The 25,770-nt window shown below is 67.0% G+C and carries 22 protein-coding genes; 10 read left to right on the top strand and 12 right to left on the bottom strand.

The window, feature by feature from the left end:
- Nucleotides 1-168: 168 nt before the first annotated feature.
- Together AAHB16_RS19205 and AAHB16_RS19200 are read right to left on the bottom strand one after the other, a co-directional pair.
- Nucleotides 169-789, bottom strand: coding sequence for an MOSC domain-containing protein (locus AAHB16_RS19205; protein WP_150373313.1), 621 nt, complete (start codon nucleotides 787-789; stop codon nucleotides 169-171).
- A gap of 134 nt (nucleotides 790-923) precedes the next feature.
- Nucleotides 924-1,946, bottom strand: a complete 1,023-nt coding sequence (locus AAHB16_RS19200) for a D-2-hydroxyacid dehydrogenase family protein (RefSeq protein WP_150373314.1) — start codon at nucleotides 1,944-1,946, stop codon at nucleotides 924-926.
- A gap of 427 nt (nucleotides 1,947-2,373) precedes the next feature.
- Between AAHB16_RS19200 and AAHB16_RS19195 the strand changes: the two genes are divergently transcribed.
- The gene (locus AAHB16_RS19195; protein ID WP_150373315.1) at nucleotides 2,374-4,227 is read left to right on the top strand and encodes a phosphoenolpyruvate carboxykinase (GTP); all 1,854 of its coding nucleotides are present in this window, start codon (nucleotides 2,374-2,376) and stop codon (nucleotides 4,225-4,227) included.
- Between the two features lie 62 nt (nucleotides 4,228-4,289).
- On the opposite strand, the gene AAHB16_RS19190 is transcribed toward AAHB16_RS19195, so the two are convergent.
- The 5 genes from AAHB16_RS19190 to AAHB16_RS19170 all read right to left on the bottom strand — a co-directional run bounded on the left by AAHB16_RS19190 (nucleotide 4,290) and on the right by AAHB16_RS19170 (nucleotide 10,367).
- Nucleotides 4,290-6,215: a TRAP transporter large permease subunit gene (locus AAHB16_RS19190; RefSeq protein ID WP_342051740.1), complete on the bottom strand. Its 1,926-nt coding sequence runs from the start codon at nucleotides 6,213-6,215 to the stop codon at nucleotides 4,290-4,292.
- Nucleotides 6,212-6,829, bottom strand: a complete 618-nt coding sequence (locus AAHB16_RS19185; protein ID WP_342051739.1) for a TRAP transporter small permease subunit — start codon at nucleotides 6,827-6,829, stop codon at nucleotides 6,212-6,214. The genes AAHB16_RS19190 and AAHB16_RS19185 overlap by 4 nt, the downstream gene beginning before the upstream one ends.
- A gap of 34 nt (nucleotides 6,830-6,863) precedes the next feature.
- Nucleotides 6,864-7,913 carry a TRAP transporter substrate-binding protein gene (locus tag AAHB16_RS19180; protein WP_342051773.1) on the bottom strand — a complete coding sequence of 350 codons (1,050 nt, stop codon included), beginning with the start codon at nucleotides 7,911-7,913 and terminating at the stop codon, nucleotides 6,864-6,866.
- Between the two features lie 361 nt (nucleotides 7,914-8,274).
- Nucleotides 8,275-8,961, bottom strand: a complete 687-nt coding sequence (locus AAHB16_RS19175) for a response regulator transcription factor (protein ID WP_342051738.1) — start codon at nucleotides 8,959-8,961, stop codon at nucleotides 8,275-8,277.
- Nucleotides 8,958-10,367 (bottom strand): cache domain-containing protein, encoded by a 1,410-nt coding sequence (locus tag AAHB16_RS19170; RefSeq protein ID WP_150373319.1) that lies wholly within the window; start codon nucleotides 10,365-10,367, stop codon nucleotides 8,958-8,960. The genes AAHB16_RS19175 and AAHB16_RS19170 overlap by 4 nt, the downstream gene beginning before the upstream one ends.
- A gap of 149 nt (nucleotides 10,368-10,516) precedes the next feature.
- Here AAHB16_RS19170 and AAHB16_RS19165 point away from each other — a divergent pair, with 149 nt between their 5' ends.
- The 3 genes from AAHB16_RS19165 (at nucleotide 10,517) to AAHB16_RS19155 (ending at nucleotide 13,426) form a co-directional block, all read left to right on the top strand.
- Nucleotides 10,517-12,589: a carbon starvation CstA family protein gene (locus AAHB16_RS19165; protein WP_342051737.1), complete on the top strand. Its 2,073-nt coding sequence runs from the start codon at nucleotides 10,517-10,519 to the stop codon at nucleotides 12,587-12,589.
- Nucleotides 12,590-12,602: 13 nt separating this feature from the next.
- The gene (locus AAHB16_RS19160; RefSeq protein ID WP_006162283.1) at nucleotides 12,603-12,797 is read left to right on the top strand and encodes a YbdD/YjiX family protein; all 195 of its coding nucleotides are present in this window, start codon (nucleotides 12,603-12,605) and stop codon (nucleotides 12,795-12,797) included.
- Between the two features lie 194 nt (nucleotides 12,798-12,991).
- On the top strand, nucleotides 12,992-13,426 hold the full coding sequence (locus tag AAHB16_RS19155) for a hypothetical protein (protein WP_150373321.1): 435 nt from the start codon (nucleotides 12,992-12,994) through the stop codon (nucleotides 13,424-13,426).
- Between the two features lie 77 nt (nucleotides 13,427-13,503).
- Here the strand turns inward: AAHB16_RS19155 and AAHB16_RS19150 are convergent, their stop codons facing one another.
- Entirely contained in the window at nucleotides 13,504-13,653 is a 150-nt protein-coding gene (locus AAHB16_RS19150) for a hypothetical protein (protein WP_191002260.1), read from the bottom strand.
- Nucleotides 13,654-13,830: 177 nt separating this feature from the next.
- Here AAHB16_RS19150 and AAHB16_RS19145 point away from each other — a divergent pair, with 177 nt between their 5' ends.
- Nucleotides 13,831-14,775: a LysR family transcriptional regulator gene (locus tag AAHB16_RS19145; protein WP_150373322.1), complete on the top strand. Its 945-nt coding sequence runs from the start codon at nucleotides 13,831-13,833 to the stop codon at nucleotides 14,773-14,775.
- A gap of 74 nt (nucleotides 14,776-14,849) precedes the next feature.
- Here the strand turns inward: AAHB16_RS19145 and AAHB16_RS19140 are convergent, their stop codons facing one another.
- The 4 genes from AAHB16_RS19140 to AAHB16_RS19125 all read right to left on the bottom strand — a co-directional run bounded on the left by AAHB16_RS19140 (nucleotide 14,850) and on the right by AAHB16_RS19125 (nucleotide 20,660).
- Nucleotides 14,850-17,600, bottom strand: a complete 2,751-nt coding sequence (locus AAHB16_RS19140; RefSeq protein ID WP_342051736.1) for a DNA topoisomerase III — start codon at nucleotides 17,598-17,600, stop codon at nucleotides 14,850-14,852.
- Nucleotides 17,601-17,773: 173 nt separating this feature from the next.
- Nucleotides 17,774-18,178: a thioredoxin family protein gene (locus AAHB16_RS19135; protein ID WP_150373324.1), complete on the bottom strand. Its 405-nt coding sequence runs from the start codon at nucleotides 18,176-18,178 to the stop codon at nucleotides 17,774-17,776.
- Nucleotides 18,179-18,271: 93 nt separating this feature from the next.
- On the bottom strand, nucleotides 18,272-19,456 hold the full coding sequence (gene dprA / locus AAHB16_RS19130) for a DNA-processing protein DprA (protein WP_342051735.1): 1,185 nt from the start codon (nucleotides 19,454-19,456) through the stop codon (nucleotides 18,272-18,274).
- Nucleotides 19,457-19,481: 25 nt separating this feature from the next.
- Nucleotides 19,482-20,660, bottom strand: coding sequence for a LysM peptidoglycan-binding domain-containing protein (locus tag AAHB16_RS19125; RefSeq protein ID WP_150373325.1), 1,179 nt, complete (start codon nucleotides 20,658-20,660; stop codon nucleotides 19,482-19,484).
- A gap of 162 nt (nucleotides 20,661-20,822) precedes the next feature.
- Between AAHB16_RS19125 and def the strand changes: the two genes are divergently transcribed.
- From def to rsmB, 5 genes are all read left to right on the top strand, one after another.
- On the top strand, nucleotides 20,823-21,329 hold the full coding sequence (def, locus tag AAHB16_RS19120) for a peptide deformylase (RefSeq protein WP_150373326.1): 507 nt from the start codon (nucleotides 20,823-20,825) through the stop codon (nucleotides 21,327-21,329).
- 138 nt (nucleotides 21,330-21,467) lie between these two features.
- Entirely contained in the window at nucleotides 21,468-22,496 is a 1,029-nt protein-coding gene (gene fmt, locus AAHB16_RS19115; protein WP_342051734.1) for a methionyl-tRNA formyltransferase, read from the top strand.
- Between the two features lie 55 nt (nucleotides 22,497-22,551).
- Entirely contained in the window at nucleotides 22,552-23,205 is a 654-nt protein-coding gene (locus AAHB16_RS19110) for a LysE family translocator (protein ID WP_342051733.1), read from the top strand.
- Between the two features lie 110 nt (nucleotides 23,206-23,315).
- Complete coding sequence (gene htpX, locus AAHB16_RS19105) at nucleotides 23,316-24,176, top strand: zinc metalloprotease HtpX (RefSeq protein ID WP_150373329.1); 861 nt, start codon at nucleotides 23,316-23,318, stop codon at nucleotides 24,174-24,176.
- Nucleotides 24,177-24,362: 186 nt separating this feature from the next.
- The gene (gene rsmB / locus AAHB16_RS19100) at nucleotides 24,363-25,763 is read left to right on the top strand and encodes a 16S rRNA (cytosine(967)-C(5))-methyltransferase RsmB (RefSeq protein WP_342051732.1); all 1,401 of its coding nucleotides are present in this window, start codon (nucleotides 24,363-24,365) and stop codon (nucleotides 25,761-25,763) included.
- Nucleotides 25,764-25,770 lie beyond the last annotated feature (7 nt).

Raw genomic sequence — 25,770 nt, 5'->3', positions numbered from 1 at the left:
CGTATCTGCCCGGTATCGAGCCTGTATAAGTACAGCGCTGGCGCGTTTCAGGCTAGCGCGCCTTATTACAGCGCATTACAGCGGCAGACATGCCAATGCCGGCCGCGCCCCTTGACGGGCGGCCGGCGGGGTCGGGCGTCGATACCCTTGTATTAAAAGGGAAACATATCAGAAAAGCACGCGCCAGCCATCCCTGCGTCGGTGGTTGATGTTTTCCACCGACAGTTTGCGTGGCCCCGGGGTCACCGAGATGACATCGCCGGCCTGAATCTCGCCGGGCTTGAGCACGCGCAGATAGACGCCCGTATTGCCGCTCTGCACCATGTCGCGCACCGCGCGGCCGTAACCCATCGCCGCGTTGAGTTTCGCGGACGGGAGCCGGGGCAGCGCGACCTCCAGCAGTGCGCTGCCAATGCCCAGGACATCGCCGGCCCATAGCTCGCTCTCGAACAGGCCCTGCACGGTCAGGTTCTCGCCGAGCGCGCCGAAGCCGAGCGGCCGATTGGACTCCGGCACCCGGGCCTCGCGCCGCAGCGCATTCCACCACGCGTAATGTTCGAACGGATAGAGATAGACCGCGCGGTCGGGACCACCGTGCGCGGTCCGGTCGGCCTGTTCGTCGCCGGCCAGGCCCAGGCTATGCACCTGCACGGCGATCGGGCGCAACTGCGTGCTGAGCGGATGCTTGCGGATGGCGGACCGGACGATGGCCTCGGTACCGGCCCCGGCCACGACCAGCGGCAGGGCGGTCCCCACGCTGACAGCGAGAACACGGGCGGATTCGGTCATCGTTGCACTCCGGAACGACATCGACGGATCGAGGATGCGACCAGTGTAGCGACGGAAGTGCACGTTTGAATGTGGGCGAACCCACGCGCCCGTGCGTCGGCGGGCGCCGACGCGCGGGCGTACCCGGATGCGTCCTACCGCGAGAGCGCGGGCGTCAGCGCCTTCGGGTTCGCGATGCTGTCGTGCTTGCCCGCGAGCACGTCCAGAATGTTCTGGAACGCGGTGCGGAAGTAGAGCTCGTAGCTGTCGCGCTCGACGTAGCCGAGGTGCGGCGTGCAGATGCAGTTCTCCATGCGCAGCAGCGCATGGCCCTGCAGGATCGGCTCCGACTCGAACACATCGACGGCCGCCATGCCCGGCCGGCCGCGATTGAGCGCCGCCACCAGCGCGTTCTCCTCGATCAGCTCGGCACGGCTCGTATTGACGAACAGCGCGGTCGGCTTCATGCGCTGCAGGTCCGCCAGACGCACGATGCCGCGCGTCTCGTCGTTGAGCCGCAGATGCAGGGTCAGCACGTCGCTGTCCGCAAACAGCTGCTCGGCGGACTCGGCCACGTTGAGGCCGTCGTCGCGGGCCGACTGCTGCGAGCCCTCGCGGCCCCACACGAGCACGTTCATGCCGAACGCGCGGCCGTAACCGGCCAGCAGCTTGCCGATCTTGCCGTAGCCCCAGATGCCGAGCGTCTGCCCGCGCAGGACCTGGCCGAGGCCGAAGTTCGGCGGCATGGTCGTCGACTTGAGGCCCGACTGCTGCCACGCCCCGTGCTTGAGGCTGGCGACGTACTGCGGAATCCGCCGCTGCGCGGCCATGATCAGCGCCCACGTCAGTTCGGCCGGCGCCACCGGCGAGCCCGTGCCTTCGAGCACCACCACACCGCGGTCGGTGCAGGCCTCGAGGTCGATATGCCCGCCCTGGCCGCCCACGCGGCCGGTCTGGCTGATGATCTTGAGCTTGGGCAGCTTCTCCAGCAGCTGGCGCGTGACACGCGTGCGCTCGCGGATCAGCACGAGCGCTTCCACGTCGGACAGGCGCGCGGCCAGCTGGCCCACGCCCTTCACGGTATTGTTGAAGACCTTGACGTCGTGGCCTTCCAGCAGCGCGAAGCAGGGCAGCTTCCGCACGGCGTCCTGGTAATCGTCGAGAACGGCAATCTTCATCGGTGACTCTTTGACTTCAGCGAAGCTTGGTGCGCGCGGCAACAGAGCCGCGGCGCGCCGGACAGTATGGTTGGCATCCAGATCGCGCAGCAATCTCATCGACAATATTGTCTTTGGCAATGCTGCGCAGCAAAAAACAGCGAGGTGCAGCAGTGGTATCCTTGCCCGCTCCTGTCGACACCTACACACGCGATGGTCGAGCCATGCTCCCATTGTGAAGTGTGTGGACTGTCGCCGGACAAAGCCGCGCCGCACCCGAGGACGGGCGAAGCGCAACTTTATCGCAGCCGCAGCGACCGCCGCGATATTTTGCTGGGAATTCGCCGTCCCGGAGTTGTAACGGGATGTGACGATTGAGGCGATGTGCATCATGCCAAACACCGGCGTGGCTTTGCCAGAATTCTTTAGTCGCTTTGGAGTAACCACAATGAACCACCCCGCAATGCAAGGCACCCCGGCTCTGAATGTCCCGGCCTGGGTCAAGCACCAGAAGCTCATCTCCTGGGTCGCTGAAATCGCCGCGCTGACCAAACCCGACAACATCTACTGGTGCGACGGTTCGCAGGAAGAATACGACCGCCTCTGCGACCTGATGGTCGAGGCCGGCACGATGCAGCGCCTGAACCCCGCCAAGCGCAAGAACTCGTTCCTCGCGCTGTCCGATCCGTCGGACGTCGCGCGCGTCGAAGACCGTACCTTCATCTGCACCGACAAGCAGGAAGACGCCGGCCCCACCAACAACTGGACCGCGCCGGCCGAGATGCGCCAGACGCTCAATGGCCTGTTCGACGGCTGCATGCGCGGCCGCACGCTGTACGTGGTGCCGTTCTCGATGGGCCCGCTGGGCTCGCCGATCGCGCATATCGGCGTCGAACTGTCGGACTCGCCTTACGTCGCCGTGAACATGCGCATCATGACCCGCATGGGCCGGGCCGTGTACGACGTGCTGGGCACCGATGGCGAATTCGTGCCGTGCGTGCACACCGTGGGCAAGCCGCTCGCCGCCGGCGAGAAGGATGTGCCGTGGCCGTGCAACCCGACCAAGTACATCGTCCACTTCCCGACCACGCGCGAGATCTGGTCGTTCGGCTCGGGCTACGGCGGCAACGCGCTGCTGGGCAAGAAGTGCTTCGCGCTGCGAATCGCCTCCACGATGGGCCGCGACGAAGGCTGGCTGGCCGAGCACATGCTGATCCTCGGCGTGACGTCGCCCGAAGGCAAGAAGTACCACGTGGCCGCGGCATTCCCGTCGGCCTGCGGCAAGACCAACTTCGCGATGCTGATTCCGCCCAAGGGCTTCGAGGGCTGGAAGGTCACCACGATTGGTGACGACATCGCCTGGATCAAGCCGGGCCAGGACGGCCGCCTCTACGCGATCAACCCGGAAGCCGGCTATTTCGGCGTGGCACCGGGCACGAGCGAGAAGACCAACTACAACGCGATGGCGACCCTCAAGGAGAACGTCATCTTCACCAACGTCGCGCTGACCGACGATGGCGACGTGTGGTGGGAAGGCATGACCAAGGAAGCGCCCGCGCACCTGATCGACTGGCAGGGCAAGGACTGGACGCCGGCCATCGCGAAGGAGACCGGTGCCAAGGCCGCGCACCCGAACGCACGCTTCACCGCGCCCGCATCGCAGTGCCCGTCCATCGACGAGAACTGGGACAACCCGGCCGGCGTCGCGATCGACGCGTTCATCTTCGGCGGCCGCCGCTCGACGACGGTGCCGCTGGTGACCGAAGCGCGCAACTGGACCGAAGGCGTGTACATGGCCGCGACCATGGGCTCCGAGACGACCGCCGCGGCGGCGGGCCAGCAGGGCGTGGTGCGCCGCGACCCGTTCGCGATGCTGCCGTTCTGCGGCTACAACATGGCCGACTACTTCGGCCACTGGCTCGCGCTGGGCAAGAAGCTGGAAGCCTCGAGCGCGAAGCTCCCGAAGTTCTACTGCGTGAACTGGTTCCGCAAGGACGCCGACGGCAACTTCGTGTGGCCGGGCTTCGGCGAGAACATGCGCGTGCTGTCGTGGATGATCGACCGCGTGGAAGGCAAGGGCCAGGGCGCCGAGCACGTGTTCGGCACCTCGCCGCGCTACGACGACCTGAACTGGAACGGCCTGGACTTCAACACGACCCAGTTCGACCAGGTGACATCGATCGACGCCGATGCATGGAAGCGTGAGCTGGCCCTGCACGAGGAACTGTTCACGCAGCTGAAGCACCATCTGCCGCAGGAACTCGTGGACACCAAGGCCGCGCTGGAAAAGCGCCTCGGTTAAGGCATCGCGACGCAGGAAACGAAACGGCCCCTTCGGGGGCCGTTTTTTATTGGCGCGGACGTCTACCGGTACAGTACCTCGGGCAACCATAACCCGATGCCCGGAAAAATATAGAGCAGCGCGAGCGCGATCAGCTGGATGCCCATGAACGGCAGCATGCCGACAAAGATCTGGTTCAGCGTCACGTGCGGCGGCGCCACGCCCTTGAGGTAGAACGCCGCCATCGCCACCGGCGGCGAGAGGAACGCGGTCTGCAGGTTCAGCGCGACGAGCAGCCCGAAGAACAGCGGATCGATGCCGAAGTTATCGAGCAGCGGGATGAAGATCGGCATGAAGATGATGATGATCTCCGTCCATTCGAGCGGCCAGCCCAGCAGAAAGATGATGATCTGCGCGAGGATCATGAACTGCACGGGCGTCAGGTCCATCGACAGCACCCACGCCTCGACCAGCGCCTGCCCGCCCAGCAGCGCGAACGCTGCCGAGAAGATCGACGACCCCACGAACAGCCAGCACACCATCGCGCTCGTCTTGACGGTGAGGAACACCGACTCGCGTACGACGTTGTAGTTGAGCTGCCCATACGCGGCTGCCAGCAGCGCGCCGCCGAGCGACCCCACCGCCGCGGCCTCCGTCGGCGTGGCAAGGCCGAACACGATGGAGCCAAGCACGGCGATGATCATCACCGCGAGCGGGAAGAACGAGGACAGCAGCAGCTTGAAGATCTCGAGCCGCGCGAAACTGAAGTACCAGTAGAACACCACGAGGCCTAGCGCGACCACGGCCAGCGTGATCCAGAACCACATCGGTGCCGGCGTCGCCGGGGCATCTGCCTCGGCCGCGGGCGTGGACACGGCCGGCGCCATGTCCTGCGGCGTGACGGGCTTCGGCGTGACCGCGGGTGCGGCGTCCGGTGCGGGAGACAGGGCCGAGGCATCGCTCTCGCCCGGCGGGGCCTGCAGCGAATCGAACGACGATGTCTCGCTCTCGCCGACCGCGCCCATTTCCACGGCACCGCCGACGCTCGCGACGGACTTCGGCGCGGTGACCGCCGCGTACATCAGGCTCATCGCCACCGCCACCGCCAACGCGGGCATCAGCACCACGCCGAGCTGCCGCATCACGTAGCCCACGGGCACGTCGGCATTGCGACGGCCCTTGAGCGCGCCGAGCAACGCGGGCAGCGCGCGACGGCTCACGGTATCGCGCAGCGTGGCGGCGAACGTCGTGAGCGGAATCACACGGTCCTCGGCGGCCAGCGGCGGCGCGAGCGACGGCTTGATCCTGGCGATGAGGATCGCGTAGAGGATATAGAGCCCCGCCAGCATCAGGCCAGGGAAGAACGCGCCCGCGTAGAGCTGCACGACCGAGACCCCGGCCGTCGCGCCGTAGACGATCAGCAGCACCGATGGCGGAATCAGGATGCCGAGGCAGCCGCCGGCCGTCACCGCGCCCGCCGACAGCTGCGTGCTGTAGCCCGCGCGCAGCATCGCCGGAAACGCGAGCAGCCCCATCAGCGTCACCACCGCGCCGACGATGCCGGTGGCGGTGGCGAACACCGCGCACGTGATGAGCGTGGCCACCGCGAGCGAGCCCGGCAGCCATGCAAGCGCCAGATGCAGGCTGCGGAACAGCTTCTCGATCAGGTTCGCGCGCTCGACCAGATAGCCCATGAACACGAACAGCGGAATGGAGATCAGCACGTCGTTGGTCATCACCGCGTACGCGCGCTGCACCATGAGGTCGAGGGTCTGCTCCACCGCGATATCGGGGTTCGCGTGCCGGTACGCGAGCCAGGCGAACAGCACGCCCATGCCCATCAGCGTGAACGCGGTGGGAAAGCCGAGCATGATCGCGACCACGATCAGCGCGAGCATCAGCAGGCCGAGATGGCCGTTGGTCCACATCGAGGGCGCGGGCATGAACCACACGACCGCGCCGACGATCAGCACCATCAGCGTGATACCGAACCACAGTTCCTTTCTCATCGCGCGGTGCTCTCCACGGTAGGGTCCGCCCTGGCGGCCAGCGATTCTTCCTTGCCGACCATCTGCTTGAGCTTGTCGACATCGACCTCCTCGACATCCTCTTCCCGCCGCGGCCAGTCGCCATGCATGAGGCAGAGCACGCAACGGATGACCTCGGCCACGCCCTGCAGCAACAGCAGCGCGCCCGCCACCGGTATCACGGCCTTGAACGGATAGATCGGCGGACCGTCGGCGGCGATCGACGAGTGCTCGTTTTGCGCGAGCGAGACCTCGAAGAAATCGAGGCCCGCCCAGGCGAGCGCGATCACGCCGGGAAAGAAGAACACGAGATACAGCACGAGGTCGATCGCGGCCTGCGCGCGCGGTGACAGAAACCCGTACAGGATGTCGCCGCGCACATGCCCGCGCTTGGCCAGCGTGTACGCGCCGCCGAGCATGAACAACGCGCCGTACAGCATGTTGCTCGCGTCGAACACCCACGCGTGCGGCGTCCCGAGCGCGTAGCGCGAGAACACCTCGTAACTGATCATCAGCGTAAGCGCGATGATCAGCCACGAGGCGGCCTGTCCCACGAGGGTACTGATCTTGTCGATACCCAGCAGCAGTGTTTGCACGAGACCGCTCCCCAGATAGGGCAGGAAGGAAAAGTCAGCCGCTCTTCTTCGTGGAGAAGTAATACGACGAGGCCATCCGGTAATCGACGTTGGTGTCGTTCTGCCAGCGCGTGCTGCGCTGCGCGAACGCCTTCATCGAGTCGTTGACCTTCTTGAACATCGGGTTTTCCTTCTCCTTGCGCGCGACGATCTCGTCCCAGACCTTCAGCTGCGCCTGCAGCACCGAGTTCGGCGTCGCGTAGAACTTCACCCCCTGTTCCTGCAAGGCCCGATAGTCTTTCGAGTACCGGTCGATCGCCTTCATCGACATCTCCGCGGAGCTCGCATCGACGGCATTGGCGATGACCGCGCGCAGCTTCGGCGAGAGTGCGTCGTAGCGCTTCTTGTTGAACAGCACCTCGAACTGCTCCGAGCACTGGTGGAAGCTGCGCAGCATGCAGACCTTGGACACGTCGGGGAAGCCGAGCGCGCGATCGGAGCTCGCGTTGTTGAACTCGGCCGCATCGAGCAGGCCGCGGTCCATCGCCGGCACGATCTCCGCGCCGGGCAGCGCGTTCACGGCCGCGCCGAGACCCGTGAAGATATCGATCGACAGGCCCACCGTGCGGAACTTGAGCCCCTTGAAGTCATCGGGCTTCGTGATCGGCTTCTTGAACCAGCCTAGCGGCTGCGTCGGCATCGGTCCGTACATGAACGAGACCACGTCGAGGTTCAGGCTGCGGTAGATCTCCTCCTGCAGCTCCTTGCCGCCGCCGAACTTGTGCCACGCGAGCACCATGTTGCCGTCCATGCCCCAGGCGGGACCGGACCCCCACAACGCCAGCGCCGAGTTCTTGCCGTACCAGTAGGCGATCACGCCATGGCCGCCGTCGAGCGTGCCCTTGTTCACCGCGTCGATCAGGTCGAACGCCTTGACCACGGCACCGGCCGGCAACAGCTCGATGCGCAGCTCGCCGCCGGACATGTCGTTGACCTTCTTGACGAAGTCGCCGGCGAACTCGTGGAAGATGTCCTTCGTGGGCCAGGTGCTCTGCCACCGCATGCTCACCGGTCCCTGTGCCTTCACGATCGCGGGGAAACCCATCGTCGCCACGCCCGTCGCCGCGGCGGCGGCGCCTCCGAGGAATCCGCGGCGCGATGGCGCCGCGGCGCCCGTACCCGTTCCCTCCACGACAACGACCTTGCTGCCTTTGCGCCTTGCTGCCATGACTGTCTCCCCTGCTGTTGGTTTGGACCGACACGAAATGCCTGGCCGTCGCCATGCCGCGCGGGCGAAAGCGCCCACGCCGCTGGCAAACGTCAACAATGGAACGGAAAGAATCGGTGCGAGGCGCATGCGCGCCGCATGTCTGCGACGCGTGGAGACATTAGAGGCAATCTCCTTGGCCTTTGGTTGTATTGATCTTAGGAAGCGCGCATCACGTCAACAATGTAGGGAATACCCTTCAGACCTGACTGCTCTCGTTTTCGGGGGTCCCGCTCGTGCCTAATTGCTGCACTGCATACTTGACGAGACCGGCGCGGCCTTCGATGCCGAGCTTGCGCTTGAGGTTCAGTCGATGGGTCTCGACCGTGCGCACGGAGACGCCGAGATTCGCGGCGATTTCCTTGTTGGCGAGGCCGCGCCCGATGCCGTTGAGGATGTCGCGCTCGCGCGGCGTCAGCGCGTCGAGCGGGCTTCCCGACTGCTCCGCCATCGCGCGCGCGATACGCGCGCTGTAGAACACGCGTCCCGCGAGCACGGCCTGGATTGCCGCGAGCAGTTCGTCGGCCGGCGCGTCCTTGAGCACGTAGCCGCGCGCGCCCGCGCGCACCGCCTGCCGCACGTACTCGAGGTTGTCGTGCATCGATACGATCAGCACCGCCAGCTCGGGGTACGCATCGTGAAGCGCGCCCGCCAGCGCGATCCCGCCCATGCCGCGCATGCCGATATCGGTAATCACGAGTTCGGGCAGGTTCGCCTCGCCGGCCCGCGCGAGCCACGCGAGCGCGGCCTCGCCATCGTCGGCCTCGCCGACCACTTCGAGCCCTGGCTGCAGCGTCAGATGCATGCGCATGCCGTCGCGCACGAGCGCGTGGTCGTCGATCAGCAGTACGCGCGCCGGCGCGGCGGCATCCGAAAACACATTCATGACGGCGAGATATCGGAAGATTCTGGGGAGGGTGTCACGGCCGCCACGGGAGTGACGCGCGGCAGCGACGCCACGAGGCGCGTCCCCGCGAGACCGGAGGCGATGTCGAACGACCCGCCGAGCGCGGCCATGCGCTCGCGCAGGTTGCGCAGGCCGATGCCGCGGTTCGGGTCCATCTGCATGCGCGCGACGTCGAAACCCGCGCCATCGTCACGGACCGTGAGGCGCGTGGCATCGTCCGCGAAATCGAGCGTCACGAACACGCGACGCGCATGCGCATGGCGTTCGACGTTGGTCAGCGCTTCCTGCGCGATGCGGAACAGCGCGGTGGCCTGCTCCTCGGGCAGCTCGCGCGGCGTGCCGTGCTGCGTCACCTCGACCTGCAGCGCGCTGCCTTCCTGCATCTCGCGCGCCAGATGCTGCAGTGCCGCGTGCAGGCCCAGATCGTCGAGCAGGGCGGGGCGCAGGTTGCGCGCGACGCGGCGCACTTCGTTGAACACGGTGTCGAGGCGGTTCAGCGCCATGCCGAGCACGGGCACCACGGACGCGCTTTCGGCGGGCGCGAGGCGCAGCCGGTTGGCCGCGGTCTCGAGTACGAGCTTCACCGACACCAGTAACTGGCTCACGCCGTCATGGAGCTCGCGCGAGAGCCGCGCGCGTTCCTGTTCCTGCGACTGCACCACGCGTTGCGCAAGCTGCCGCAGCTTGGCGTCGGCCTCGCGATGCTCGCTCACGTTCAGCGCCAGCCCGCTCGCGGCGACGAGCAGGATGCTGATGGCCGCGATCACGCCGATCCATGCCATGGTGTCGCGGATATCGATCGCCGCGCGCGCGTCCAGGCGCCGCAACGTCTCCTCGACGTCGTCGAGGTAGATGCCGGTGCCGACCATCCAGTTCCATTCGGGTACGGCCACCACGTAGCCGAGCTTCGGCGCCACCTGCTGCGACGACGGCTTCTTCCACAGGTATCGCACGGAGCCGCCGCCCTTCGACGCGGCCTCGATGAGCCTCTGGATGGTCAGCGCGCCCTCGGGGTCGCGCATCAGCCAGAGGTCCTGCCCCACGAGCTCTGGCTGGCGCGGATGCATGAGGTTGCGGCCCTGCATGTCGTAGAGGAAGAAGTAGCCGTCCGGACCGTAGTCGAGGCGCGCCAGCGCCTCCATCGCGGCCTGGCGCGTGGCCGCGTCGTTGCGGCCCGAGCGCAACATCGGCGCGATCGTGCTCTGCGCCAGCTCCACGTAATGCCGGAGTTCCATTTCCTTGCTCTGGAGGTACGCGGCCTCCACCAGCGCGCGCTCGTGGCGGGCGAGCGCGGTGGCCTGATAGCGCACCGCCAGCGCGATGCCGAGCATCGCCACCGCGAGGGGCGCAACGGCGAGCAAGAGGATCTTCTGACGCAGTTTCATGGGTCCGGGGGTAAACACCGACGCCCGCAAGGCCGCGTGTCATCGTCGGCCTGCGTAGTACTACGCAGGCGCGCTGCGTAGTTACGCGCTTGTGTGGGCAGGGGCGGGTATCAATACTACACGCCGTAAAAAGAGGAGACCTTTCACACATGAATCGCATCTCGGAACACCTCATGTGGCTGGCAGTCGCCGTCATCGGCGCCTTTGCCTTCGCCACGGTCGCGCTGTCGCGCGGGGAGGCCGTCAGCGCACTATGGATCGTGGTGGCCGCGATCTGCATCTACCTGATCGCCTATCGCTACTACAGCCGCTTCATCGCCGAAAAGGTGATGCAGCTCGACCCCAGGCGGATGACGCCGGCCTGGCGCCATAACGACGGCCTCGACTACGTACCCACCAACAAGGCGGTGCTGTTCGGCCACCACTTTGCCGCGATCGCCGGCGCCGGCCCGCTCGTCGGTCCCGTGCTGGCCGCGCAGATGGGCTACATGCCCGGCATGCTGTGGATTCTCGCGGGCGTGGTGTTCGCCGGCGCGGTGCAGGACTTCATGATCCTGTTCATCTCCACGCGCCGCGACGGCCGCTCGCTGGGCGACCTCGTGAAGTCGGAGATGGGCACCGTGCCCGGCCTGATCGCGCTGTTCGGCTGCTTCATGATCATGATCATCATCCTCGCGGTGCTGGCCCTGATCGTCGTGAAGGCACTGGCCGGCTCGCCGTGGGGCACGTTCACCGTGGCCGTGACGATTCCCATCGCGCTGTTCATGGGCATCTACACGCGCTACCTGCGTCCGGGCCGCATCGGCGAAGTGTCCGTCATCGGCTTCGTGCTGCTGATGCTCGCCATCATCGGCGGCCAGTACGTGCATGAAAGCGCCACGCTCGCGCCGCTGTTCACGTACGACGGCAAGGCGCTCACGTGGATGCTGATCATCTACGGCTTCATCGCCGCCGTGCTGCCCGTGTGGCTGCTGCTCGCGCCGCGCGATTACCTGTCCACGTTCCTGAAGATCGGCACGATCATCGCGCTGGCCATCGGCATCGTGATCGTCGCGCCCGAACTCAAGATGCCCGCGTTCACGCAGTTCGCGCAGGGCAACGGTCCGGTGTGGTCGGGCAACCTGTTCCCGTTCCTGTTCATCACCATCGCGTGCGGCGCCGTCTCCGGCTTCCATGCGCTGATCTCGTCGGGCACCACGCCCAAGCTGCTCGAGAACGAATCGCACGCGCGCTTCATCGGTTACGGCGCGATGCTGGCCGAATCGTTCGTCGCGATCATGGCGCTCGTCGCCGCCTCGGTGATCGAGCCGGGCGTCTACTTCGCGATGAACAGCCCGGCGGCCGTCATCGGCACCACGCCGGAAGCGGTGGCGCAGGCCGTATCCACCTGGGGCTTCGTGATCACGCCCGACGTGCTGGTACAGACCGCCAAGGACGTCGGCGAACACACCATCATCTCGCGCGCCGGCGGTGCGCCGACGCTGGCCGTCGGCATCGCCCACATCCTGCATCAGGTGGTCGGTGGCCAGGCGATGATGGCGTTCTGGTATCACTTCGCGATCCTGTTCGAAGCGCTGTTCATCCTCACCGCCGTCGATGCGGGCACGCGCGCCGGCCGCTTCATGCTGCAGGATCTGCTCGGCAGCTTCGTGCCGTCGCTCAAGCGCACGGAATCGCTGCCGGCCAACCTGATCGCCACGGCGCTGACGGTGGCGGCCTGGGGCTACTTCCTGTATCAGGGCGTGGTCGATCCGCTCGGCGGCATCAACACGCTGTGGCCGCTGTTCGGCATCTCGAACCAGATGCTGGCCGCCGTGGCGCTGGTGCTCGGCACGTGCGTGCTGGTCAAGATGAAGCGCGGCCAGTACGCGTGGGTCACGCTGGTGCCGACCGTCTGGCTGCTCGTCTGCACGCTGACTGCCGGCTGGCAGAAGCTGTTCCATGCCGACCCGAAGGTCAGCTTCCTGACCCACGCGGCAAAGTTCAGCGAAGCGATCGAGCAGGGCAAGGTGCTCGCGCCGGCCAAGTCGATGGAGCAAATGCACCGCATCGTCTTCAACGACTACCTGGACGCCGGCCTCTGCGCGCTGTTCATCTTCGTGGTGCTTTCGATCGTCGCGTACGGCTTCAAGACGGCGATGCAGGCCCGCCAGGCCGCGCGTCCGACCGATCGCGAAACGCCGTTCGAACCGCTGCCCGCGGCAGCCTCGTCGCAGTCCTGAGCGGAGGGCCATCATGCTCGAGCAACTCGGCACCATGGGCCGCTACCTCGGCCAGTCGCTGCGGCTGATGGTCGGCCTGCCCGACTACCAGACGTACGTGGCCCACATGGAAGCGACGCACCCGGACCGCGAACCGATGACGTACGAGGCGTTCTTCCGCGAACGTCAGGAGGCCCGGTACGGCGGCGGACAGGGCAAATGCTGCTGAGCCTGTAACGGCCCTCGCGCCTGGAAAACGGCGGCCCGCCACGGCCGCCGTTGTTTTTTTGTGTGGACATCCAAGCGCAAAGCGGCGTGGAAACAACGTTTCTGGAGTAGGGTTACAGGGCTTACACCCCGTTACAGCAACGATTTGGCACCTTATCTACACTCCGTTCCAGACAATCAATCAAGGAAAATACGATGTCTATCCAAACCGTTCGCAGCCTGAGCCTGGCTCTGATCCTTTCGGCTTCCGCACTGCCGGCCCTCGCAGGCGGTGACCTGAACAACGCCCTTGGCGGCGGTCTCGGCGGCGTAGCCGGCGCGGCGGTCGGCGGCGCGCTCGGCGGCAGCACCGGTGCCGTGATCGGCGGCGCGGTCGGCGGTGGCGCGGGTGGCGCGATCACGTCGAACCGTCGCGAACGGACCGGCGCGATCATCGGCGGCGCGCTTGGCGGCGGTGCCGGCACCGCGGCGGGCAATGCCATGGGCGGCCGCACCGGCGGCCTCGTGGGCGCGGGCCTCGGCGGCGCGGCTGGCGCGGCGCTCGGCGGCAACGTGTCGCGCAGCAACTCCTATGACGACGATCGCCGCTACTACAAGCGCAGCAAGCATCGTAAGCATCGTCACGACTGATCCGTCAGGACCCGTGGCAAGCAAAAAGGCCGTACCCCATGGGTACGGCCTTTTTGCATTCGGCGCTGCGCAGTCGGTCAGCGCGAGGCGCCGTCCGTAAAGACGTCGAACTTCGCCTTCATGCCATCGGTGAACACATCGAACTGGCCGGCCTTGGCAAACGCGGGGGCGGTAAAGAGGGCGGCGACGAGGGCGAGGAGGGCGGGAACGAGGGCAAGGCGCTTCATGATGGATCCTGTGGATAAGAACTTGTCGCCCATGCTGCACCGCGACACCGTACCGCGCCGATATTAGGCGTTTCCCGGATATGCATAAACAAGCCTATCCACAATGATTGATTGTGATTTCAACAATAAATCACGCAGATCGTGTAAAAGTCCACGGTTGAAACGGGAGACTGTGTCATGGATCGGCTTCAATCGATGCGCGTGTTCGCCAAGGTGGTCGAACTTGGCAGTTTCGCCCGTGCGGCGCAGCAATTGGAGATGTCCAATGCCGTCGTCACGCGCTACGTGGCCGATCTGGAAAGCCACCTCGGCACCCGGCTGCTCAACCGCACCACGCGCAGCCTGTCGCTGACCGACGCCGGCGAAACCTATCTGCTGCGCTGCTCCCAGATCCTCGAAGACGTGGAAGAAGCGGAGGCGGTCGTCACCGCGCGCAGCCAGTCGCTATCGGGCACGCTGCGGCTCGTCACGCCGGTGATGTTCGGCCTCCATCTGCTGCCGCATACGCTCGCGCGCTTCCAGCGCCTGTATCCCGATGTGGTGTTCGACGTGCTGCTGTCCGATCGGAACGTCGATATCGTGGAAGAGGGCAGGGACGTCGCCGTGATGCTGTCCGACCTCGGGCTCGGCTCCCATCTGGTGGCGCGCCCGCTGATCTCGGCGGAGATAATCCTCTGCGCATCGCCGGGCTATCTGCGCGAACACGCGCCGCTGCGCCACGCGCACGACCTCTCGCATCACCGCTGCATCGCCATGCGCCTGCCCAACGCGGAGCACGAGTGGACGCTGTCCGGGCCGGAGGGCGAGGTGACCGTGCCGATCCGCCCCGGGCTGCTGTGCAGCAATGCCGAGCTCGCCCATCAGGCCGCGCTGGCCGACATGGGCATCGCCATGCTGTCCTCGTACCTCGCGCGGCCCAATATCGAGGCTGGCCTGCTGACCCATATCCTGCCGCAGTACCAACTGCCCCGGCGCGATATCAGCGTGGTCTACCCGAGCCGCAAGTTCCTGCCCACGAAGGTGCGCGCGTTTATCGATTTCCTGCTCGAGGAAGGCAAGCAGCGCGCGGTGGAAGCGGAAGCGCACAAGCGCGCGAGCGCGCTGGCCGGCGAAGGGCGATAAGACCGGGTATCAACAAGCGAGGCGAAAAAAAAACCGGGGTCGAGCCCCGGTTTTTTTTATCCCGCCCGCGACGATTACTCGTCAACCTCGGCGGTGGCCTTGGTCTTCTTCGCGGCGGCCTTCGCGGGCACCTTTTTGGCCGCAGTCTTCGCGGGCGCCTTGGCCGGCGCCTTCTTGGCCGCCGATTTGGTGGCCGCCGATTTAGTGGTCGTCTTCGCAGCCGACTTCACGGGCGCCTTCGCCGCTGCCTGCTCGGCCGGTGCGTCCGCATCGCCCTTGCCGGCGGCGGTCTTGGCACTCGTCTTGGCCGCGGCACCCTTGGCACCGGCCTTGGGCTCGCGCGCCTCGAACTCGAAGCCGATCTTGCCGTCCGGCTGCTTGGCGAGGAACGCCTTGAAGTTGCGGCCCGTGCGCGACGACTTGAAGCCCGTCAGCAGATCCGTGCGGCCGTCGGTCAGCAGCTTGCCGATCTGCTCGCGCGAGATTTCCTGCTGCAGGATGATCTTGCCGCTCGTGAAGTCGCAGGTCTTGGCGCTGCCCACCGCGTTCTCGCACACGTACTTCATGCCGTGCTCGTAGACCGAGCCACCGCACTTCGGGCAGGTGCCGACCGGCGTCTGCTCGCTGAAGTCCACGGGTTCGCCATCGTTGTCGTCATCGTTCTGGCCGAAGTCGAATTCCATCTTCCAATGGCCTTCGTCGTCCTTCGCGAGCTTCAGGATGGCCGCGAACGGCCGGCCCATCTTGCTGCGGAACCCCTGCAGCGGACCGATTTCCTTCTTGAGCAGCAGTTCCTCGACCTCCTCGATCTCGAACTGGCGGCCACCCGGAATCTTGCTGATCGAGAAATCGCATGCGGTACACGCGAAGCGGCGGTAGTTTTCCTTCACCTGGCTGCCGCATTGCGGGCACGGCGTGTCCAGCGACGCATAGTCGCCCGGAATCGTGTCGCTGTCGTACTCCTTCGCGCGCTTCACGATCTGCTGCGTCATCTGCGCGATCTCGCGCATGAACTCGTCGCGCTTGAGGCGGCCGCGCTCGATCTGCGACAGCTTGTGTTCCCACTCGCCGGTCAGCTCGGCCTGCGTGAGTTCCTGCACGCCGAGGCCGCGCAGCAGCGTCATCAGCTGGAACGCCTTGGCCGTCGGAATCAGTTCGCGGCCTTCGCGCACGAGGTACTTCTCGGTCAGCAGGCCTTCGATGATGGCCGCGCGTGTCGCCGGCGTGCCAAGGCCCTTGCCGGCCATGGCTTCGCGCAGCGCGTCGTCGTCGACGAGCTTGCCCGCGCCTTCCATCGCCGACAGCAGCGTCGCTTCGTTGTAGCGCGCGGGCGGCCGCGTGGCCAGGCCCACGGACTCGACCTTGTCGGTGCGGACCTTCTCGTCCTTGGCCACCGGCACGAGCGTCGCGTCCTTGCTGTCCTTCGAATCTTCCTTGCCGTCCTTGCTGCCCTGCGCCTCGCGGCCATAGATCTCGAGCCAGCCCGCGTTCACGAGCACCTTGCCCTCGGTCTTGAAATGATGGCCGGCCACCTCGGTGATACGCGTGGTCACCTGGAACTCGGCCGCGGGGAAGAACACCGCGAGGAAGCGGCGCACGACGAGGTCGTACAGCTTCTGCTCGGGCTCGGACAGGTTCTTCGGCGCCTGCAGCGTCGGGATGATGGCGAAGTGATCGCTGATCTTGCTGTTGTCGAAGATCTTCTTGTTCGGCTTGACCCAGCCGTTCTTCATGATCTTCTTGGCATGCGACAGATAGTTCGGCGAACTGTCCGCGAGCATGTCCATGGTCTGCTTGACCGTATCGATATAGTCCTCGGGCAGCGCGCGCGCATCGGTACGCGGGTACGTCAGCACCTTGTGCTTTTCGTACAGCGCCTGCGCCAGGCCCAGCGTGTTCTTGGCCGAGAAGCCGAAGCGCCCGTTGGCCTCGCGCTGCAGCGTGGTCAGGTCGAACAGCGCCGGCGACTGCTGCGTGGACGGGCGCGACTCCTCGGTCACGGTGCCCGGCTTGTCGCGGCACGCCGCGACGATGCTCTTGGCCTCGGCCTCGCTCCACAGCCGCGACTCGCGCGCCTCGGGGTCGAACTCGTTCTTCTTGAACTTCGGGTCGAACCAGCGGCCTTCGTAGAGGCCGGCGGCCGCGATGAATTCCGCGTGGACTTCCCAGTAGTCGCGCGACACGAAGTGCTTGATCTTCTCCTCGCGCTCCACGACGATCGACAGCGTCGGCGTCTGCACACGGCCCACGGTGGTCAGGAAGAAGCCGCCGCCCTTGCTGTTGAACGCGGTCATGGCACGCGTGCCGTTGATCCCCACGAGCCAGTCCGCCTCGGAACGGCAGCGGGCCGCATCGGCGAGCGGCATCATGTCGATGTCCTCGCGCAGGCTCGCAAACCCGTCGCGGATCGACTGCGGCGTCATCGACTGCAGCCACAGCCGGCGCACCGGCTGCTTCGCCTTGGCCTGCTGCGCGATCAGGCGGAAGATCAGTTCCCCTTCGCGCCCCGCATCGCAGGCGTTGATCAGCGCGGTGACGTCCTTGCGCTTGATCAGGCGGTTGAGCACCTTCAGGCGCGATTCGGTCTTGGGGATCGGGCGCAGGTCGAAATGGGGCGGAATCACCGGCAGATTGGTGAAGCTCCACTTGCCGCGCTTGACTTCATACTCGTCGGGCGCCGCGATCTCGACCAGGTGACCCACGGCCGAGGACAGCACGTAGTCGTCGCTCTCGAAGTACTCGTCGTGCTTGGTAAAGCCCCCGAGGGCGCGCGCGATATCGGCGGCGACCGACGGCTTTTCCGCGATGATGAGAGCTTTTGACATTGAGCGGTCCTTGCGGGCATGGCTTCATGAATGAGAAGCCAGCACCTCTTGAAAATGCACTGCACACTATATATGTGGCGTGCCTGGGCTTTGAGGCGCCAATAATAAGCGCGACTCAGACGGCGGTGCAAGCCAGCGCTGGCCGGCCTCGAACGCCCGTCGGGGCACGCTCCCTATCGCGCGGCACCTTCACCAAGCAGCCACTCGAGCACTTCTGGCATGTCCTCGGCGGGGGCCGGCATCTTGGCCCCCCGCACCAGCATGCGTTCCAGAACCTCCAGATGAGGCAGCACGGTGCCGTAGAAATCCGGCGCGCCGCCTGCCACCCGCTGCACCAGCAGCGTCGGGAAATTCTCGATATCGACGTCTTCGCCCAGGTAATCCGCATGGGTTTCGATGTCGATCCAGACGAAACAGTCGGCCGGGTGGCGCGCGGCCAACGCCGCGAAGCCGGCCTCGTAATCCTTGCAGGTGCCACACCACGCCGCGCACAGGCATGCGACGAGCCGTCCGTCCGGACGGTCCTGAAGGGCCCGGCGAAGGGCGGCGGCATCCCGCTCGGGGAAGTAAACGGTCATGGCGAGGTAAACATGAGCCTGTTGGCGCACACAATGCAGGACATTGTATCGGGGCTTTGCAAACTCGCGCCTGGATCCGGAACATCCCTTCGGTCATCCGCAGCGCCGATAGAGATTTCCCGGTAGACGCTCGACGGCCCCCGCCAGTTCCAGTTCCAGCAGTGCGGTCGTCACCATATCCGGGCGCATTCCGCTCCGGAGGCAGATGTCGTCCAGCGTGACAGGATCATAGGCCAGGGCGGTGCCGAGCGTATCGCTGCACCGGGTACGCGCCGCCGCCGCGCCCACGCCCTCGCCGGCGGGGGTGCCGGACGCGGGGGGTGCCAGATCCCCGAACTCCTCGAGTACATCCTGTGGCGCCTCCACGAGCCTCGCGCCATCGCGAATCAACCGGTGGCCGCCGCGCGAGAGCGGCGAATGGATCGACCCCGGTACCGCGAACACCTCCCGCCCGAGTTCGGCGGCCACGCGCGCGGTAATCAGCGATCCCGACCGCTCGGCCGCCTCGATCACGAGCACGCCGCGCGACAGGGCGGCGATGATCCGGTTGCGCCGCGGAAAGTGATGCCCCACCGCGCGGACCCCCAGCGGAAACTCGCTCACGATCGCCCCATGCGCCGCCACCGCGTGCGCAAGGTCCCGGTGCCGGGCCGGATAGACGAGGTCCACACCCGTACCGATGACCGCCACGGTGCCACCGGGCCCGCTCAGGCCGCCCGCGTGCGCGGCGGCATCCACGCCGAGCGCCAGCCCCGACACCACGGCCTGCCCGGCCCGCGAGAAGGCGGCGGCAAACGACTGGGCATCGCGGCGGCCCTGATCCGTGGCCTTGCGCGCCCCGACCACGGCCAGCGACGGGCGTGCGAGCGCCTCCAGCTGCCCGTTCACATAGAGCAGGGGCGGCGGGTCATGGAGATCGAACAGCCGCGCCGGGTACGCGGCATCCGCCAGCGTCAGCAGATGGTGCCCGGGCGCCTCGCACCAGGCGAGCGTCCGTGCGATCAGCGCGGCCATGGCGTCGTCCGGCGCGGCCAGCAGCGCCCGCACGATCCCGGGCGGCAGGTATTCGCCCAGCCGCGCCGCATCCTGCGCGAGCACATGCTCGGGCGGGCCGAAGACGGCCAGCAGCTGCCGCACACCGACGGGACCGAGCCCCGGCGTGGCGACCAGACGCAGCCACGCCGCGACCCCGGCATCCGGATGGGCGCCGAGAGCGGTCGTGGGGGCGGAGGGTACGGGAGAGGAGAGCGCGGGCAAGCCCGCGCGATGGTCACGCAATGAGAGATGCCGGCTGGCCGGCGCGTCAGTGCGGCGTCTGCGCGCGGTCGCCGACCATGATCGTGTTGGACGCGTCGGTCACGAGCGCATACGAGATGCCCGGAAACACGCGGAACACGAAGGCGAGGCCATAGCGGTCGTCGGGCAGCGTGATCAGCCGGTTGTTCTCGGTCGTGTCCTTGACCTGGCCGCCGTCGCGCGACAGCGCCACCACATGGCCCGGCTCGAGGCCCGCATTGCCGCCCGCGTTCAGCACCACCACCTGCTTGGCGCCGCCGTATTGCACGCCGCCGTAGACCTTGGCCACGCGCGCATCGACCTCGACATCGGGCGCATGCGGGACGTAGCGCACGAGTTCGCGCGGCGGCTGCGGCAGCATCAGCGTGCCGACGCCGATCTCCTGTTGCGCGGCCGTGGCCTCGACCGTCGTGACGGCGTCGGGGCCTTGCGGGCCCTGCGTCACGCGCAGGTTGCCCTGATACTCGGCCTCATAGCCGATGACCTTCTGCGTGACCGGATCCTTCACGGGCTGCACGGGCCGGAAGGCCTGCCAGTCGCTGCCGATCCGCGCGTCCTCGGGGTTGATGCCCCGCGCATAGGCGGAATCGCCGCGGCCCATATACACGCGCGACTCGGGCAGCGCGACGAGGCGCGCCGACGTGGCCAGCGTACCTTCATCCACCACGAGCGGGCGAATCAGGAACGGCTCGATGTCCTTGGCCGCAATGGTCAGGATGGCGCCGCCATCGGCCTCGTCGCCACGCACGCGCGGAGACAGGCGCACCGTGTCGCTGCCCGCGCCGCCCGGCGGCGTGGTGGACAGGAACGCGCGGCCGTCACGCTGAACCAGGTACAGGACCTGGCCCGGGTAGATCAGGTGCGGATTGCGGATCTGCTGCTTGTTCATCCCCCAGAGCTCAGGCCAGCGCCACGGCTGGCGCAGGAAGCGGCCCGAGATGCCCCACAGCGTGTCGCCGCGGCGTACCGTGTACTGCGACGGTGCGTCCTGTGCGAGATCGGAGATGGGGATGCCCTGCTGGGCGGTGCGGTTGGCTTCGGCCTGTTGCGTCGGTGTGACCACTTGCTCCGCGGCCTGGGCGGCCATGCTCGCTGTGGCAGTGACGCCCGCGACACTCAGCATGGCGAAGGTGAACGCGTGCAGCCTGCGGCCGAACGCCGCCTGTTCTTTGGTAAGATCGCGCATTTTCCTGACCGGTCGGCGTGACGACCGGATTGACCCTGGATAGAGCGTGCCTGCTGCGGCGCGCCTTGAATTTTTGTACTAGCGCCCCGATTCTGCATGTAAACATCCGTCGCCGCAACGCGACGGCTTCGTTGCACGCAGCCGGCGTTGCGCCCGAGCATCATGGCAAAACTGGACATCCTGACCTACCCCGATCCCCGTCTCCACATCGTTGCAAAGCCTGTTGCGGCCGTGGACGACCGCATCCGCCAGCTCGTGAAGGACATGGCCGAAACCATGTACGAGGCGCCCGGCATCGGCCTCGCCGCGACGCAGGTGGACGTGCACGAGCAGGTGATCGTGATCGACCTGTCCGAGACGCGCGACGCGCTCCAGGTCTTTATCAATCCGGAGATCGTCTGGGCCAGCGACAACCGCAAGGTGTGGGAAGAGGGCTGCCTGTCGGTGCCCGAGGTCTACGACCGCGTGGAACGGCCGGACCGCGTGCGCGTGCGCGCGCTCAACGAGCGCGGCGAGACATTCGAGCTCGACGCGGACGAACTGCTCGCTGTATGTATACAGCACGAGATGGACCACCTGAAGGGCAAGGTCTTCGTCGAGTACCTGTCGCCCCTCAAGGTCAACCGCATCAAGTCCAAGCTGCAGAAGCGCGGACGTTCGCGGATGTAACAGTCCGCCGCGATGCGCCCGGCCCGCGCGCCGGGTCTGCTATCGTGAGAGGACCGTTCGCCCTCCCGCAGTCCCTGCCTACAGTCGATCCACTACCGGCCGCCATGCGGCCGGAGTGCTTTTTAGCGGAACGCCGCCATGACACAAGCCCAGCCCCTGCGCGTTGCCTTCGCCGGGACGCCTGAATTCGCCCGCGTCGCTCTCGAGGCCATCCATGCCGCCGGGTTCCCGGTGGTGGCCGTGCTGACCCAGCCCGATCGCCCCGCCGGGCGCGGCATGCAACTGCAGGCCAGCCCCGTCAAGCAGTTCGCCGTGGCGCATGATCTCGGACCGGTGCTCCAGCCCCGCTCGCTGCGGCGCCAGGGCAAGTACCCCGAAGAGGCGGGCGCGGCCGTGGACACGCTCGCGGCCATCGCGCCCGACGTCATGGTCGTGGCCGCATACGGGCTGATCCTGCCGGCCGAGGTCCTGGCGCTGCCGCGCCATGGCTGCCTGAACATCCATGGCTCGCTGCTGCCCCGGGGGCGTGGCGCCGCGCCGATCCACCGCGCCATCGAGGCGGGCGATACGGAAACCGGCATCACGCTGATGCAGATGGACGAAGGGCTCGACACGGGCGCGATGCTGTCGCGGGACAGCGTGCCCATCGGGCCGCTGGACACCACGGGCTCGCTGCACGACGCGCTGGCCGCGATGGGTGGCCGCCTCATCGTTGACGCGCTGCGCGAACTGGCCGCCGGCCGCGCGCTGGTTGCCACGCCGCAGCCCGAGACGGGCATCACCTATGCCGAGAAGATCGGCAAGGACGAGGCGCCGCTCGACCTGTCGCGGCCGGCCGCGCCGCTCGCCCGGCAGGTCCGCGCGTTCAATCCGTTTCCCGGTGCGACCGTGCAGGTGGGAGAGACCGTGATCAAGTGCTGGCAGGCGCTGGCGCTCGCGGCCGGGGGCTCGCCGCTGCCGCATCCGCCGGGCACCGTGCTGTCGGCGGACGCCACGGGGGTGATCATCGCCTGCGGCGACGGCACCGCGCTGCAGGTGACCGAGTTACAGAAGCCGGGCGGGCGCCGGCAGCCGGCCCAGCAGTTCCTGCAGTCGATGCCACTGGTGCCGGGCACGCGCTGCCTGCTGCCGGCGGAGATCGCGGCAAAGGCGGCCGCGCAGGCATAATCGGCGGCGGTCAGGACGCGTCCTCCGCCTCCTTCGTTACTCCAGCTACCCCATCATGCTCGGCATCACGGATCTGCCGCTCTTCGTCGGCGCGGTCTTCCTGCTCAATGTGACCCCCGGCCCCGACACCGCCTATATCGTCGGCCGCAGCGTCGCGCAGGGCCGGATGGCCGGCGTCATGTCGTCGCTTGGGGTCAGCGCGGGCTGCTGCGTGCATGCCCTCGCCACGGCATTCGGGCTCACCGCGCTGCTGGCGGCCTCGCCGATCGCGTTCTCGGTCATCCAGTACGCGGGCGCGGCTTACCTGTGCTGGCTCGGCCTGCGCATGATCGCCACGACGTTCCGCCCGGCTGGCGTGGCGGTATCCGCGCCGGGAGACGCGGGCCGCCCGCGGGAGGCGCGTGGATTGCGCGCGCTGTTCATGCAGGGCTTTCTGACCAACGTGCTGAACCCGAAGGTCATCCTGTTCTTCCTGTCGTTCTTCCCGCAGTTCGTGGACCCGAAGGCCGGGCACCAGGCGGCGGCGTTCCTCGTGCTCGGCGCGATCATGATCGTCATGACCACCGTCTGGAACACGCTCGTCGCGTGGCTCGCGGGTACGCTGACCCGGCGGGTCAGCCAGGCGCCGCGCCTCAAGTGCTGGCTCGATCGCGTGGTGGGTACCGCCTTTATCGGCCTGGGCGCGCGGCTGGCCCTGCTGCCGCGCTGAGCGCGTCACGAAAAACCCTGCCGCGGACATTGAATTTCCGGGCCGGTAACCCTATCTAACGAGAGAACGCGCGCCTGGCGCGTTGACCGATATCCACGGAGCTCACTGCCATGTTCAACTGGGTCAAGACCTTCATGCTGATGGCCGCCATCACGGCGCTGTTCATCGTCATCGGCGGCATGATCGGCGGACGCGGCGGCATGATGATCGCGCTGCTGATCGCCCTGGGGATGAACTTCTTCTCCTACTGGTTCTCGGACAAGATGGTCCTGCGCATGTACAACGCGCAGGAAGTCGATGCGAGTACCGCCCCGCAGTTCTACGGCATGGTGCAGGACCTCGCGCAACGCGCGGGTTTGCCGATGCCGCGCGTGTACCTGATCAACGAGGACGCCCCCAATGCGTTCGCCACGGGTCGCAATCCCGAGAACGCCGCGGTGGCCGCCACGACGGGCATCCTGCGCGTGCTGTCCGACCGCGAACTGCGCGGCGTGATGGCGCACGAGCTCGCGCACGTGCGTCACCGCGACATCCTGACCTCCACCATCGCGGCGACGATGGCCGGCGCGATCTCCGCGCTCGCCAACATGGCGATGTTCTTTGGCGGCCGCGACGAGAACGGCAACCGTACCAACCCGATCGCCGGTATCGCGGTGGCGATCCTCGCGCCGCTGGCGGCCTCGCTGATCCAGATGGCGATCTCCCGCGCGCGCGAGTTCGAAGCCGACCGCGGCGGTGCCGAGATCAGCGGCGATCCGCAGGCGCTCGCGAGCGCGCTCGACAAGATCCATCGCTACGCGCAGGGCATTCCGTTCCAGGCGGCCGAGGAGCATCCGGCCACCGCGCAGATGATGATCATGAACCCGCTGGCCGGCGGCGGCATCGCGAACCTGTTCTCGACGCACCCGGCCACCGAGGAACGCATCGCGCGCCTGATGCAGATGGCGCAGACGGGCGCGTACCCCTCCTGAGGGTCCGCCGGCGCCCCCTGAGCCGCCTTCGGCGGCGTGCCGGCCGCTGCGCTGTAAAATCCGGCGCATGCACGCCAACGGGTAAACTGCCCGCCGTGTTCTTCTTCGGAGCCGGCGGGCATTTTTTCACCGCCGCCGGCCCGCGCTTTCCGTACCCGGTACCGTTTTTCTTGAGTTTTCGATCGTATGCGCCTGCAACCTGATTCACTCGCCTTCCAGATGCTTGGCGCCGCTGCCGCGGTGCGCGGCGTCAACGAGGGCACCGCCTTGCCGCAGGCCATCGACGAGGCCGCCGCGCATCTGCGGCTGGACCGCGTGCGCGATGCCGCCACGCGCGGCGCCATCCAGGATCTCGCCTATCGCACGATGCGCCAGTTCGGTGCCACGCGCGCGCTGGTCACGCACCTCGTGACGCGTCCGCCCGGCGCGCTCGTCGACTCGCTGCTGGCCGTCGCGCTCGCGCTGCTGCTCGACGGCGAGCAGCCCGATGCCGATCAGCCGGGACGGGGCTACAGCGACTTCACCGTGGTGGACCAGGCCGTCAGCGCGGCCGCGTCCGAACCCAAGACCGCGCATGCGCGCGGGCTCGTCAACGCGGTGCTGCGCCGTTTCCTGCGCGAGCGCAAGCCGCTGCTCGCGCGTATCGCGCAGGAAGACGAGGCGCGCTGGAACCTGCCGGCCTGGTGGCTGCGCATGCTGCGCGACGCGTACCCGGATCAATGGTCGTCGCTCGCGGCCGGCGTCAATGCGCGTCCGCCGATGACGCTGCGCGTGAACACCGCGCGCGGCACCGTCAAGGAGTATCTGACGCGTCTGGCCAATGCGGGACTGGCGGGCGTGCAGGTGGGCCCGCAGGCCGTGCGCCTCGTGCGTGCGTTCCCGGTGTCGCAGATTCCCGGGTTTGCCGAGGGCGACGTGTCGGTGCAGGACGCCGGCGCGCAACTGGCCGCGCAACTGCTCGCAGGTCCTGACGGCATGCGCGCGGGGATGCGTGTCCTCGATGCGTGCGCGGCACCGGGCGGCAAGACCGGCCATCTGCTGGAACTCGCCGATATCGATCTGACCGCGGTGGAGAGCGACGCGCAGCGCGTGGCGCGCATTCACGACAACCTTGCGCGCCTGGGCCAGCAGGCCAACGTGATTACCGGCGATGCGAGCCGTCCGAAGGACTGGTGGGATGGTCAGCCGTTCGATCGCATCCTCGCGGATGTGCCATGTTCCGCGTCGGGCATCGTACGGCGGCATCCCGATATTCGCTGGCTGCGCCGCGAATCAGATATCGGCAAGCTCGTCAACGAGCAACGTCGCATCGTTTCGCAGCTTTGGCCGCTGCTCAAGCCTGGCGGCATTCTCGTCTATGTAACCTGTTCGATTTTCCCAACGGAGGGCGAAGAGCAGGCGCGCTGGTTTGGTGCGCAGCTACCAGATGCGATACGATTGCAGGCGCCGGGGCAACTGCTGCCCGGTGTGAAGGCGCCTGAACCGGTCGGCGGCACCGCGGTGGATACCGCGACGGCTGCCGGCGAGGCAAGCCTGCCATCGGACCACGATGGCTTCTACTACGCCCGCTTCCAGAAACGCGCCTGACCCAGAC

Origin of the sequence: Cupriavidus sp. OTU4054 (assembly GCF_038440175.1) — a bacterium.
Lineage (GTDB): Bacteria > Pseudomonadota > Gammaproteobacteria > Burkholderiales > Burkholderiaceae > Cupriavidus > Cupriavidus pauculus_D.
Note: the sequence above shows the minus strand (reverse complement) of the source record. Positions and strands in the feature narration are given on the sequence as shown.

What these genes read in the sequence shown, in the direction of transcription:
- AAHB16_RS19140 (WP_342051736.1), bottom strand. Translation starts at nt 17,600, where the DNA reads ATGTCAAAAGCTCTCATCATCGCGGAAAAGCCGTCGGTCGCCGCCGAT.
- AAHB16_RS19180 (WP_342051773.1), bottom strand. Translation starts at nt 7,913, where the DNA reads ATGGGTTTCCCCGCGATCGTGAAGGCACAGGGACCGGTGAGCATGCGG.
- htpX (WP_150373329.1), top strand. Translation starts at nt 23,316, where the DNA reads ATGTTCAACTGGGTCAAGACCTTCATGCTGATGGCCGCCATCACGGCG.
- rsmB (WP_342051732.1), top strand. Translation starts at nt 24,363, where the DNA reads ATGCGCCTGCAACCTGATTCACTCGCCTTCCAGATGCTTGGCGCCGCT.
- AAHB16_RS19110 (WP_342051733.1), top strand. Translation starts at nt 22,552, where the DNA reads ATGCTCGGCATCACGGATCTGCCGCTCTTCGTCGGCGCGGTCTTCCTG.
- AAHB16_RS19170 (WP_150373319.1), bottom strand. Translation starts at nt 10,367, where the DNA reads ATGAAACTGCGTCAGAAGATCCTCTTGCTCGCCGTTGCGCCCCTCGCG.
- AAHB16_RS19145 (WP_150373322.1), top strand. Translation starts at nt 13,831, where the DNA reads ATGGATCGGCTTCAATCGATGCGCGTGTTCGCCAAGGTGGTCGAACTT.
- AAHB16_RS19135 (WP_150373324.1), bottom strand. Translation starts at nt 18,178, where the DNA reads ATGACCGTTTACTTCCCCGAGCGGGATGCCGCCGCCCTTCGCCGGGCC.
- AAHB16_RS19205 (WP_150373313.1), bottom strand. Translation starts at nt 789, where the DNA reads ATGACCGAATCCGCCCGTGTTCTCGCTGTCAGCGTGGGGACCGCCCTG.
- AAHB16_RS19200 (WP_150373314.1), bottom strand. Translation starts at nt 1,946, where the DNA reads ATGAAGATTGCCGTTCTCGACGATTACCAGGACGCCGTGCGGAAGCTG.
- AAHB16_RS19150 (WP_191002260.1), bottom strand. Translation starts at nt 13,653, where the DNA reads ATGAAGCGCCTTGCCCTCGTTCCCGCCCTCCTCGCCCTCGTCGCCGCC.
- AAHB16_RS19125 (WP_150373325.1), bottom strand. Translation starts at nt 20,660, where the DNA reads ATGCGCGATCTTACCAAAGAACAGGCGGCGTTCGGCCGCAGGCTGCAC.
- AAHB16_RS19160 (WP_006162283.1), top strand. Translation starts at nt 12,603, where the DNA reads ATGCTCGAGCAACTCGGCACCATGGGCCGCTACCTCGGCCAGTCGCTG.
- fmt (WP_342051734.1), top strand. Translation starts at nt 21,468, where the DNA reads ATGACACAAGCCCAGCCCCTGCGCGTTGCCTTCGCCGGGACGCCTGAA.
- AAHB16_RS19190 (WP_342051740.1), bottom strand. Translation starts at nt 6,215, where the DNA reads ATGAGAAAGGAACTGTGGTTCGGTATCACGCTGATGGTGCTGATCGTC.
- def (WP_150373326.1), top strand. Translation starts at nt 20,823, where the DNA reads ATGGCAAAACTGGACATCCTGACCTACCCCGATCCCCGTCTCCACATC.
- AAHB16_RS19155 (WP_150373321.1), top strand. Translation starts at nt 12,992, where the DNA reads ATGTCTATCCAAACCGTTCGCAGCCTGAGCCTGGCTCTGATCCTTTCG.
- AAHB16_RS19165 (WP_342051737.1), top strand. Translation starts at nt 10,517, where the DNA reads ATGAATCGCATCTCGGAACACCTCATGTGGCTGGCAGTCGCCGTCATC.
- AAHB16_RS19195 (WP_150373315.1), top strand. Translation starts at nt 2,374, where the DNA reads ATGAACCACCCCGCAATGCAAGGCACCCCGGCTCTGAATGTCCCGGCC.
- AAHB16_RS19175 (WP_342051738.1), bottom strand. Translation starts at nt 8,961, where the DNA reads ATGAATGTGTTTTCGGATGCCGCCGCGCCGGCGCGCGTACTGCTGATC.